Source organism: Sphingobacterium rhinopitheci (genome assembly GCF_022627575.1).
GTDB classification, from domain to species: domain Bacteria; phylum Bacteroidota; class Bacteroidia; order Sphingobacteriales; family Sphingobacteriaceae; genus Sphingobacterium; species Sphingobacterium rhinopitheci.
Genome location: NZ_JADEYQ010000004.1, coordinates 1 through 12,007 on the forward strand (window position 1 = coordinate 1; position 12,007 = coordinate 12,007).

11 protein-coding genes, 2 tRNA genes and 1 riboswitch are annotated in these 12,007 nt (G+C 34.1%); of the genes, 3 read left to right on the forward strand and 10 right to left on the reverse strand.

Annotated features, from left to right (window positions below):
- The coding region (locus tag IP023_RS06750; protein WP_241789504.1) for an ISAon1 family transposase at positions 1–788 on the forward strand (788 nt) is incomplete at its 5' end.
- A gap of 218 nt (positions 789–1,006) precedes the next feature.
- On the opposite strand, the gene IP023_RS06755 is transcribed toward IP023_RS06750, so the two are convergent.
- Positions 1,007–1,080, reverse strand: a tRNA-His gene (locus IP023_RS06755).
- A 196-nt stretch (positions 1,081–1,276) separates the two neighbouring features.
- Here IP023_RS06755 and IP023_RS06760 point away from each other — a divergent pair.
- A complete protein-coding gene (locus IP023_RS06760) occupies positions 1,277–1,462 on the forward strand; it encodes a hypothetical protein (RefSeq protein WP_241789505.1) in 186 nt (61 codons plus the stop codon).
- 826 nt (positions 1,463–2,288) lie between these two features.
- On the opposite strand, the gene IP023_RS06765 is transcribed toward IP023_RS06760, so the two are convergent.
- The 5 genes from IP023_RS06765 to IP023_RS06785 form a co-directional block, all read right to left on the reverse strand.
- Positions 2,289–3,281 (reverse strand): acyltransferase family protein, encoded by a 993-nt coding sequence (locus IP023_RS06765; protein ID WP_241789506.1) that lies wholly within the window; start codon positions 3,279–3,281, stop codon positions 2,289–2,291.
- 64 nt (positions 3,282–3,345) lie between these two features.
- Positions 3,346–3,419, reverse strand: a tRNA-His gene (locus tag IP023_RS06770).
- A 113-nt stretch (positions 3,420–3,532) separates the two neighbouring features.
- On the reverse strand, positions 3,533–5,422 hold the full coding sequence (htpG, locus tag IP023_RS06775) for a molecular chaperone HtpG (protein ID WP_241789507.1): 1,890 nt from the start codon (positions 5,420–5,422) through the stop codon (positions 3,533–3,535).
- Positions 5,423–5,590: 168 nt separating this feature from the next.
- Positions 5,591–7,297: a hypothetical protein gene (locus IP023_RS06780; protein WP_241789508.1), complete on the reverse strand. Its 1,707-nt coding sequence runs from the start codon at positions 7,295–7,297 to the stop codon at positions 5,591–5,593.
- A 78-nt stretch (positions 7,298–7,375) separates the two neighbouring features.
- Positions 7,376–7,555 carry a hypothetical protein gene (locus IP023_RS06785; protein ID WP_241789509.1) on the reverse strand — a complete coding sequence of 60 codons (180 nt, stop codon included), beginning with the start codon at positions 7,553–7,555 and terminating at the stop codon, positions 7,376–7,378.
- Between the two features lie 219 nt (positions 7,556–7,774).
- Positions 7,775–7,869: riboswitch (SAM-I-IV-variant riboswitch) on the forward strand.
- A gap of 68 nt (positions 7,870–7,937) precedes the next feature.
- Here IP023_RS06785 and IP023_RS06790 point away from each other — a divergent pair.
- A complete protein-coding gene (locus tag IP023_RS06790) occupies positions 7,938–8,204 on the forward strand; it encodes a 5-oxoprolinase (RefSeq protein ID WP_241789510.1) in 267 nt (88 codons plus the stop codon).
- An 89-nt stretch (positions 8,205–8,293) separates the two neighbouring features.
- Here the strand turns inward: IP023_RS06790 and IP023_RS06795 are convergent, their stop codons facing one another.
- The 4 genes from IP023_RS06795 to rplU all read right to left on the reverse strand — a co-directional run bounded on the left by IP023_RS06795 (position 8,294) and on the right by rplU (position 11,817).
- A complete protein-coding gene (locus IP023_RS06795) occupies positions 8,294–9,415 on the reverse strand; it encodes a DUF2891 domain-containing protein (RefSeq protein WP_241789511.1) in 1,122 nt (373 codons plus the stop codon).
- 146 nt (positions 9,416–9,561) lie between these two features.
- On the reverse strand, positions 9,562–10,953 hold the full coding sequence (locus IP023_RS06800; RefSeq protein WP_241789512.1) for a DEAD/DEAH box helicase: 1,392 nt from the start codon (positions 10,951–10,953) through the stop codon (positions 9,562–9,564).
- Positions 10,954–11,197: 244 nt separating this feature from the next.
- Positions 11,198–11,461, reverse strand: coding sequence for a 50S ribosomal protein L27 (gene rpmA, locus IP023_RS06805; protein ID WP_241789513.1), 264 nt, complete (start codon positions 11,459–11,461; stop codon positions 11,198–11,200).
- Positions 11,462–11,505: 44 nt separating this feature from the next.
- Complete coding sequence (gene rplU, locus IP023_RS06810; RefSeq protein ID WP_241789514.1) at positions 11,506–11,817, reverse strand: 50S ribosomal protein L21; 312 nt, start codon at positions 11,815–11,817, stop codon at positions 11,506–11,508.
- Between the last annotated feature and the right edge of the window lie 190 nt (positions 11,818–12,007).

The following is a 12,007-nucleotide window of genomic DNA, read 5'->3' on the forward strand; positions in this document are numbered from 1 at the left end:
GAGAGCTCTATACTGTGATCACCAATAAGGAGTCACAAGGTAAAAAAGGTACAATTGTAGCTATAATAAGCGGAACAAAATCAGAAGTAATCATCCCTTTTCTTCAACAAATTCCATTACGAAAACGTAAAAAAGTAACCGAAATCACGCTTGATTTAGCAGGAAACATGGGTTTGATCGCGAAGTGTTGTTTTCCCAATGCAGTGCAAGTAATAGATCGTTTCCATGTACAACAATTGGCTAGCGAAGCACTCCAAGAAATCCGAATAAAACATCGATGGCAAGCTATAGATGATGAAAACCAAGCAATTGAACAAGCGCGTAAGAAAAAAGAAACTTATTATCCAGAAGTTCTTGCTAATAGTGACACTGTAAAACAGCTTCTTGCAAGAAGCCGATATTTACTCTATAAAAGCGAGTATAAGTGGACTTGCGAACAAAAAGAAAGAGCTAAATTATTATTTGAACGCTATTCAGATATTGAAAAAGCATACCGCTTATCACAGGAACTTTCGTGGATATTCAACACATCAATTGATAAGCTCTACGGAACCACAAGACTAGCTAAATGGGTGAATAAGGTAGAACAATCAGGATTCAAGTCATTCAATACTGTATCTAGAACAATAAATATCCATCATAAAAAGATCCTAAACTACTTTGATAATAAAAGTACCAACGCTTCAGCAGAGTCCTTCAATGCTAAAATAAAAGCATTCAGAAGTCAGTTTAGAGGGGTAGCTGATATCAATTTTTTCCTTTTCAGATTAACTAAATTATTTGCCTAGTCCACAGATTTTGAATATGATCCAAGTTGTGTTTGAATTGAATAATATTTCTGTTTTTTTTTGTAAAAAAGTAAATAGATTTTGAGCCAGTATTGGATCATACCGAAAGTTGTGTTTAAGCAAATATTTTTGGGATTGATTCAGAATTTCTAAATCAGCAAGAGCCTAATCTAATAAAAAAAGCTTCTTATTTCTAAGAAGCTTTTTTTATTTATCTGGGTAAGTAATCGGGCTCGAACCGACGACCCTCGGTACCACAAACCGATGCTCTAACCAACTGAGCTATACCTACCGTGATTGTGATACAAAAGTAGTATTTCTTTTATAAAAAAACAAGAGTTTATCGCATTTAAAATAAATTAAAAGCACTTTTTTTCACATTGCACTCAAATTCACGGATATACATATATAGATTGTTTAGACATTATTAGATTATGACATAATTTTGATAAGCGTAATTAAAAATATTAATATATTTAAAAGAAAAAATGATTACAAAACAACAAATAGAATTATGGATTGATGAAGGTTTTCATATCCTTCAAGATGGTAAACCGGTAAAAGTAGATGGTAATATTTGGGACTATATTAGCTCACTAGATGCCACTCATAATAATGTTTTAGTACTTCGTGAAGTTATAAATTGGGAAGAAGAAGAGATTGCTAAAATATAATTGTCATACAAACACAAAAAATAAACATATGACATAATTATACCAATAAAAATGGAGCTATCTAAAAAGGTCTAAGAAAGAGATACCAGTTATCAAAAAATACACTGCTCCAAAAAAGTTAGATACCTTCTGGCAAGGATTGTAACTTAATTGAAAAATCACTTCGAAGGTGGTAATAAGCCACTGGATGATTTGTATCACTGGTGAACTTATTATTTCCACAGGACTTACTTCTGAAGTTAAAGTTTCTTCATTAAACGTGCTTTATAGGATCTGAGCGCCAGTTTATTTTCCTCTTCAGTTCCTGTGTAATACGAGGGCATCTGTAGATCCGATAGCTATTTTCATACACTTATTGTAAGAGAATAGATAATTCCGTTATTTTACTAGCTCACTTAACCATTACCAACATCGTCAGTCATTTTTAAGCAAAAAAATACCTCTATTATAATGGATAGACTGCTATCATAAGAAGGCCTCTAACACCTAAGCAAGCCACCCGTACAAGTTAAAGATGCATTTGTGTAGATAAAAAGCAATAGCAAGTTTACGCAATTCACTATGAAGGGACAAGAGAAACCAGCCGTGGAGTTCGGCTTGATAGCTATGCACATTAACCTAAGAAAGTAGTCGAAAAATCGGAATAATGGAGCTTCAATTAGCAAACCTAATGACAACAACTACCTCTTTACGATAAAAACAACTAACAGAATGATAAAAAAATCAAAATATCCAACAGTAGATTGATTCTGAAATAAAAATAAATAATTGAGCTAAAGAAAGCTATAAAATACAAGAAACTGCTATTTCACCCCCCTCCATTAAACTACCCTATTTTAGAGAAGAGATATTTTTGCAATAATTTGTGGTAAAGAATACCCAGTAAAAAACTAATGATTAAAGCTAGTGCTCCAGAAATCGGTATACCTACATAGGAGGATATCGAGTTAAATACAATTATAAATACCAACATATGTACCAAATACCATTCATATGAATATTTATTAATGTAAATAAATATACTATGTATCCATTTTAGATGGTTACCTAACAAATAAAGCAACAAAGCTAAACTAAGATAGCCCATTAATGATGGAATATCATTATACAACTTCAATATTCCACCCTTTATACCTGTATACCCAACCAAAGTTAAGCCAAGGACAAGAGAAATTAACAAATATTTTACTGAAGGTATTTTAATAAAATCTGGATTCTCTTTATACTTTACTGCTATCATCATCCCTAATACAAATTGCCATAAATACTGTATAAAAAAACTATTCCAAATACGGTTATCTGATTCTCCTATAATCGCAACTATTGTACTCCACAATAAACTTATAACAACCGAAATTAGAACACTTTTCCATTGAAAGCGCTTCACAAAATTGATTAAAATAGGGAAAAGAAGATAAAATTGCAAAATTGTAGATATAAACCAAAATTGATATCCTAATGAAGTCATCCATCTTTCGTTGAACATCTTAAATAGAAATACATGACTAAATATAGCCGTTATACGATCACTATGCTCATATAGAGAAGGAAATAAAGCTGTGATTAAAACAATAATAATATAAGGAATATAGATTTTTAGAAAACGTTTTTTTATAAATTCAATATATTTAAGAGGCTTCTTTAATTGCGAAAGATACAGCCCAAAACCTGAACATAATATGAATACATGAATACCAGCCCCTCCAAAAGATATAAGTTTAGCACCAAATCCCTGCAAAGGAAAAAATTGCAATAAATGAAAAATTACAATAGTAAAAATAGAATATCCTTTGAGATAATCCACGATTTTCAATTTCATAAAAGTAGTTTTGGTTTAGGTTAATAATAACTAAAAAAGCTTCTCAAAAATGAGAAGCTTTTTGGGTAAGTAATCGGGCTCGAACCGACGACCCTCGGTACCACAAACCGATGCTCTAACCAACTGAGCTATACCTACCGTGATTGTGATACAAAAGTAGAATAATTATTGATTTACTCCAAATATTTTAAAAGAAAAAATCCTCATCATGAATTAACATAATGAGGATTAAGGAATTATTTTTTATTTTATTAAATCATCTCTACGCTACGCTTCACAAAAGATGTCAAATCTGCTCCTGTCAACAATCCTCTCGATAATAAAGCTAAATCAAAAGCTTGCTTAGCTAATTTTTGAGCCTCTTCATCGCTACTATCTAAGATACGTTTTATCAGCGGATGGTTACCATTAACAGCCACTTTATAATTGTCTGGTAGGTTGCCATAAAAGCCCATACCACCTCCAGTCTTAGCCATATCCTTCATACGACGCATAAACTCATCTAAAGTCACAGAAACAGGTAATTCGTCTACACTTAGTGCTTCCACTTCGACCTTCATATCAGCTCTATCGATTGCTTTTTGGAATAAATCTGACGCTTTTTTACTTTCTTCTTCAGACAATACCAATTCGATTTTTTCGTCTTTTTGAATCAAGCGATCAATAACATCAGAATCCACGCGTTTCAATTGGATCTTCTCACCACCTTTTTGCTCTAAATACGATGTGAAGTGTGTATCTAATGGGCCATCCAATACCAATACATCATATCCTTTGTTATTAGCTGTTTGGATAAAACCATCTTGTTGCGCAGCATCTGAAGCATATAGATATACTACATTAGCATCTTTATCTACTTGGATATCTCTTACTTTCTCGTAGTATTCTTTAAAAGTAAAGCTTTCATTTTTGGTATTTTTAACTAAACAAAAATCATTTGCCTTCTCCGCAAATTTCTCATCGCTCAGCATACCATATTTGATAAATAAACCGATATCATTCCACTTTTCATCAAATCCTTTACGATCAGTTTTGAAGATCTCTTGCAGTTTATCAGCTACTTTTTTAGTGATATAATTACTAATTTTCTTAACATTACCATCCGCTTGTAAGAAAGAACGCGACACATTCAATGGAATATCTGGCGAGTCAATAACACCATGTAATAACATCAAATATTCAGGAACAATATCTTTTACCTCATCTGTAATAAATACCTGACGCGAATACAACTTGATTTTATTGCGTTGGATTTCAAGTTCATTTTTGATCTTAGGGAAATATAATATACCCGTCAAATTGAAAGGATAGTCTACATTAAGGTGAATCCAAAACAATGGCTCATCCATTGAATAAGGATAAAGCTCACGGTAAAAAGCTAAATAATCTTCATCTTTCAATTCGGACGGTGCTTTGGTCCATGCAGGATTCGTATTATTGATGATATTATCTACCTCTACAGATTTGTATTTAGGCTTACCTTCTTCATCTTCACCATCAGGCTCTGATGTAGTCTTTGTACCAAAACGAACTGATACAGGTAAGAACTTAGCATATTTGTCTAGAATCTCTTGTAACCTTGCTTTACTCAAAAATTCTGCTGATTCATCATTGATATGCAAGATGATATCCGTTCCACGTGTAGTACGTGTTCCCGTAGAGATTTCATAAGATGTACTACCATCACAAGTCCAATGTGCAGGCTCAGAACCCTCTTGATATGACAAAGAATCAATCTCTACCGTATCCGCTACCATAAATGCAGAATAGAAACCTAGACCAAAACGACCGATGATCTCATTAGCGTCGTTTGCTTCTTTAAATTTCTCCATAAACTCTGTAGCGCCAGAGAATGCAATTTGATTGATATATTTTTTTATTTCTTCTGCAGTCATACCAATACCATTATCAGAAATGGTTATGGTTTTAGCTGCTTCATCAAATTTTACATCAACAAGCAAATCACCTACTTCACCATTGTATTGCCCTAAAGATGAAAGTCTTTTGATTTTCTGTGAAGCATCTACTGCATTGGAAACTAATTCACGTAAGAAAATTTCATTATCCGAGTAAAGGAATTTTTTGATAACCGGAAATATATTCTCGGTATGGATCGAAATAGTACCTTTTTCTGTGCTCATATATTTTAATACTTAGTTTTAATAATTAATAACATTAAGCATATATCAAGCAACGTTCCAAAGGTATTTACTAGGACAATTTGACAGCATAACATACACAAACTGTCAGAATAAAATTATCACCAAGCGCATCGACATAATCATTATTTATATTAATGCCTAAAATAGTTATTGTCTTACACAGCGTATATTCCTAAAACCCGAATTAATAACATTAACACTTCCTAGTAAATTAATAGATAACAATTCCAATGTCACCCCCTGAGTAGACGCAGTTCCATAATAATAATTATGCCCTAGGTCGAGTATACTTAATAAATCTAGTGATTTAGAGTTCGTCCAAATACTAGCTATACCAGTAGAGTTCAACAGACTTAACTGAACTAATCCTTCGACTAGTGCTACTGCTATTGCAGATCCATTATAATTAAAACGTAAATTGTTGTGCGGATATTGGGGCACAGCTGGACTCGTAACAGGATATTCAATATACTGGTTAGCAACACGATTAGGGATTAACCCTGGATAAGAATACAAAATAGTTGAAGCGATGCCGCCTACTAACACATTATAATCACTTGAATTTGCCGTTCTCCAAGTGTTCTCAGGATAGACTAATTCGCATGGATCAGCTATAGCTTCTGAAGCTGCGAATATACTTGGCAGGACACTACCTACAGAAAAATAGGTATTTGGTTCCGTTGTCTGATGATTGATATGTTGAAAGCGGTAAGGATTATGTCCTTCTACGTAATACAAATTGGCACGCGCCCATTTTGTTATAACCTCACAACAAGAAGCACCTAAGAAATTTGCAGTACCTCTCGTCGTAACAGGAGATTCAATAAGATCAATTTTAAAAAGTTTACTTCTACCAATGATGGGCTTAAAATTAGCAGAATTAAACGCCGTTGATAAATCTCCAAAAACACGAGTAGGAGAACCATTATCAACAGCATAAGCATCCAGTCCAATCGTCAATGATTTCAATACAACAGTTAAATTAGCTAAGGTAGTTTCATCAGCAGTATAAAAATAAGCTACTTGACGATCATCATAATTAGAATCAGCAGCACGTTCAAATTTTGAGGTGGTAATGGCTGGTACATCACTTAATATTCCGGTTCTAGCACCGCTTATTAAGTCAAAAACTCCAGTTTTCAATTGTGAGACTTCTATTTCAGCTTCTTTAATATCTGCAAACATCCCCATGGTATTTAACTCTACCGCAATTCGTGCGGTTTTATGTTCAAAAAAAATACCCAATGGCGTATTAACCAGTGCTATTGGAGTTATGTTACCTGAGTCAAACAAAAAGTCTGTATTATTACCAATAGGTACTTTAACATCTGCAGGCATAAACCCACTAGTTCCGGCATTAGTCGGAATAGGTAAATCAGCAGGTACATTTGTATTATAAGAATAAGCGATCCAATTATAAATCACCCCTGCATCTACTACCAATTTTATTTGTTCTCCGGACTTCATCTTCCTATTGTAGGCAATTGAATTATCGGCGGCTTTATAAATAAGTAAATGATACACTATATCATCCTCCATCTTAGTCGCTTTTAGAAACTCTGATTTACCTGTAATCTCATTTTTAGCAAAGATTTTATGCGTAGCAATTGACTCCATATCCCCGACGCTAATTCGAGAATCAAATCCCTCCTCATGGCTTATTATTTCACCAATATCATCATGGGCACTGCCTATAGCGCTCCCCATTCTATTGGCATTTAGAACTATATTATCATCCTTTATACCAAGGACAGTGACGACAATAGTTGTTCTCCCGTCCTCGTCCATCCCCTCTACAGAATTATTACCTTTTTCTTTATTACAACTATGAAAAGGAGTGAATAATAATATCATTATTGTACACGAAATATAATTCATGCCCCCCCTATTTATCAGACTATTTATCATATCTAAAGATTTGTTTTTAAAGAATTATAAATCCCCTCTATCAGAAGTGCCCGGTGTTTCGATCTCCCATTCTTGTACATCAGGGCTAAAATTATTAAAAGATGTACCACCAGATACCTCCGCAGATCCTGCAGCCAAAGAATCTTCCATATTTAAATCAATTCTAATAAATTGTACGGGAATGTATTTTCTCTTAACCTTCATATATCTTTAGCTTTAAGAATGAATAATTTTAATAAATTAGCACATTTAACGATTGTGTTAAATCAAACATTTACCAGAAGTAATTTTAAATTGCTTTAACAATATAACTATAAAATATTAACTTTTAATTAAAATTTTAACAATTAATAAACATAAATACAGGTAATTAAAATATTTTTAGATAAATATTTTGGAAAGAACAAAATGTCTACTATATTTGTAGAGTATTCAGAATTGCATGAGCAATACCAACCGAGTGAAGGACACCGCGGTGGTAAAAAGATACGGGTGTAGAGCCAAAATAAAAGTCTTCTAATTGACCGACTCTCCCAAAAACTTCTGAATACAATTTATGGTTTAACATTTTAAATTTTTAAATTGTATGTCAACAACAATTCATTTGTACCAACATTTATTAGAAAAGTTCACCTCTTATTCTTTGGAAGAATTAATCGAACTAAACAACGAGACCGTAAAAGGTAATGGTTGGGGCTCTACAAAAGCAACATTTCGAACTGCTATTTTAGCGGCTTTTTCTAAAAAAGGAGTAGATCTTTCTAAGATTATAAGTAAAGAAGATGGATTTACGTCTGTCAAATCAGTACCTGTTCGATTAGAACAGAATGCTTTAATACCAATAACATTTTGATTTCTGTAAATATTTCAATTAAATTTTAAATTCTTTTGCCAAAAAAAGCTGAGGTTGTGAGAGACTCAGCTTTTTTAGTATAAAAAATGCTATTGAGCATGCTTCAAGGCATACAATGCAAATGTTCCCAACCAATGTGATCCCATATAATCATCTTGAGCAGACAAATTAGCTAACGAAAACTGAAGGTGATCATCAGCAATCTTACGTAAGTGCCCTAAATCTAACTCACTTTTTTGTGATATCCCATATAAGCAAGCTGCTCTACTATAGTTTAAACCATCAAGATGCACTAATTTACCATCTGTACGATCCTTCACTACAGCCGGCTTAAGGACAAATCCTTTATCAAATATTGGCGCCATAAACTTATTTAACCAGATATCATATTCTTGGCCTTCCATGATCTTAGACATGAAATAAGCTTCCTCTAAGCAAGGAGATATAAAATCATATCCACTAGGTTCATATGCAAGATCACAATTGATATCGTTACTAAATAAGCGTTTTCCGTGCTCTACAATTGCGTTTTCAAACTTTTTGTTGCCAACCGCTCTTGCGTAATCCAAGGATAAGGATAATCCAAATGCGGAATTGTCATGCTGACCAGCACGTATTGGATAAACTAATTTGGGTAAATATTCTATATAGCGATCCACCAAAAGATCAACTAATGGTTGTAAATCATTCCTCCATCGCTTAGCATCAGTATCATCCCAATTGCCAAGGCTTTCTTGTAATTTGAACAACCAAGCCCAGCCATAGGTACGCTCAAAGGAAAGGTTATTTGGATCTTCAAAAAAAGCTTTTTCTATAGCTACATTATCAGGTGTAATATGCTGATTCAACAACGTTCTGATAGCAGCGTCTTTATCTAGATTTGGAAATTGTTGCAAAAGCTCTACAATAGACCAATAACCATGAACGGAGGAATGCCAATCAAAGCAACCATAAAATATAGGCCTTAATGCTTTAGGCGTCTTCAAATCAGCATCAGAGCCCAATACTTGTCCCAATTTATTGGGGTACTCTACTTCTAAACAATGTGTAGGCAACGAAATAATATGCTTAGCTAAATCCGCTGACAATACTATTTTTGTAATAGTATCCGCATCTATAGCATACTGACTAGTAGATTTATTATCTGTACAGGAGGATAAATATACAAAGGAAGTAATCAGTGTAATAAATAGTTTGTTCTTGGCTATCATTTTGTGTACATATTATTTATTTACTAAAAATACTAATATTTTCTTAGTTGCCCTAAAAGCTGTAGTGAATAAATCGAAACGGCAACACATAAAAAAGCCCCAAAAAGTGATTTACTCTTGGGGCATTGTTAATATTCAACAATAGATTATCCTCTACGAGAACGGCTTCTTCCTTCCGAACTAGCAGATGATCTGCCTCCTGAAGAAGCACTTGATTTACCAGATGATCTGTTGCTCCAACTGCTGCTAGAACCAGATTTACGTTCTTTATTTTTATCTATTTGTTTTTTGTGTCTTAGGTCAGGCTTACCAGAAGTAGCTTCCTCCCCTTTTCCCTTGCCTTTGCCCTTAGCTTTTGGCTTCGAAGAATCAGCCTTCGCTCTTTCCAAAAATTGTGGAGACATACTCAAACCACTCATCACCTTTACAGGTAATTCAAAGCCTATAGTATATTGTATATCCTTGATATAAGGAATCTCTTCTACATCACAGAATGAAATCGCAAAACCCTCAGCTCCAGCTCTACCCGATCTACCGATACGGTGTACATACGACTCCGGCATATTGGGCAACTCATAGTTGATCACGTATTTCAACAAGTCTATGTCAATACCACGCGCGGCGATATCTGTCGCCACAAGTACCTTAATAGATTTTGCTTTAAAATCCTCTAAGGCACGCTGACGTGCATTTTGAGACTTGTTACCGTGAATGGCTGCAGATGTAATATTATTTTTATCTAAAAACTTAACTAAGCGATCTGCACCATGTTTGGTACGTGTAAATACCAATACAGACTCATCAACTTCTGAAGCAAGCAAATTCAATAATGCTTTATTCTTATTCGCTTTCTCAATATAATATAAAGTCTGTTGAATAGTCTCTGCTGTAGTTGATGCTGGTGTTACTTCTACTTTGGCAGGATTACTTAAGATATTATCAGCTAAAGCTTGAATATCTTTAGGCATTGTAGCCGAGAAAAATAAGGTTTGACGACGCTCGGGAATAAGCTTCAACACACGCTTAACATCGTGAATGAAACCCATATCCAACATTCTATCAGCCTCGTCCAATACAAGAATCTCAATCTTATCCAGCCATACGATCTTTTGGTTTACTAAATCTAATAACCTTCCTGGTGTAGCGATCAAAATATCAACACCCTGACGCAATGTTTGCACTTGACTAAATTGATTGACACCACCAAAGATAACGCTGTGTTTCAACTTCAAATTTTCACCATAGTCACGGAAAGACTCTCCGATCTGAATGGCCAACTCACGCGTCGGCGTCAATATCAATGTACGGATTGATCCTCTTTTGTGATCTTTAGGCTTGAAGTTGTTTAATAACTGAAGAATAGGAATAGCAAATGCGGCAGTTTTACCGGTACCTGTTTGTGCACATCCCAATATATCTTTTCCTTTTAATACTTCAGGAATAGCTTGCTCTTGAATTGGTGTAGGATTCTCATAACCCAATTTCTCTAATGCCGCCAAAATAGGTGCACTTACTTTTAAATCTTTAAAAGTTGTCATATATAAAATTAAAGCAGTTTAATGTGTAAAGAATAACCACTTGCATTTATAGTCACCTATTGCAGCTTTAAAGCTTTCTTTACTTTTTAAAAATTGTCACTTCATCACTCATGATGTGACATACTTGTATACCCGTATTAGGGTATACCAAATTATCCTCCTATACTTTTCTTGTATAGAATAATAATTCAACAAGAAAAGCCGCTAAGAAACTCAGCGGCTTTCGATTATCGTTAGGTAAACCTTAGTTTTGCTCAGCAGCAACTACTGAAACGTAAGATTTGTTATTCGCTTTTTTGCGGAATACTACAGTACCTTCTACTAAAGCATATAAAGTATGGTCTTTACCAATACCTACGTTAGCGTCAGGGTTGTGTACAGTACCACGTTGACGAACGATGATGTTACCAGCAATAGCTTGTTGACCACCGAAAATTTTAATACCTAATCTCTTACTGTGTGACTCACGGCCGTTCTTAGAACTACCCGCACCTTTTTTATGTGCCATTTCTTTATCTTAATTTATGACTCTCGTCAGATTAAAAAATTCGATTATAAACTGATACCAGTGATCTGGATTTTAGTGAATTGTTGACGGTGACCGTTTTTCTTTTTGTAACCTTTACGGCGTTTTTTCTTGAAAACGATAACTTTATCACCTTTCAAATGAGACAAAATCGTTGCTGAAACTTTAGCACCTGCGACACTTGGTGTACCTACAGTGAATTTGCCATCATTTTCTGCCAACAATACATTGTCAAATTCAATACTAGCGCCTTCTTCTCCTTGTAAACGGTGTACAAAAAGATACTGGTCTTTTGCAACCTTAAATTGCTGCCCTGCTATATTTACTATTGCGTACATTGTTATATAATTTGTTTAATTATTTAATGAAGTGCAAAGATATGCGTTTTTTTTGAAATACACAATACTTATACAGGAAAATATTGTTACATACTATCTTTTGGCGCACCTGCACTTTAGTTAAAGATCAGAATCAAAAAAATCCCCTTCAACAATAAATAGCAAACAAATAACGTCATAATTTAAGCTT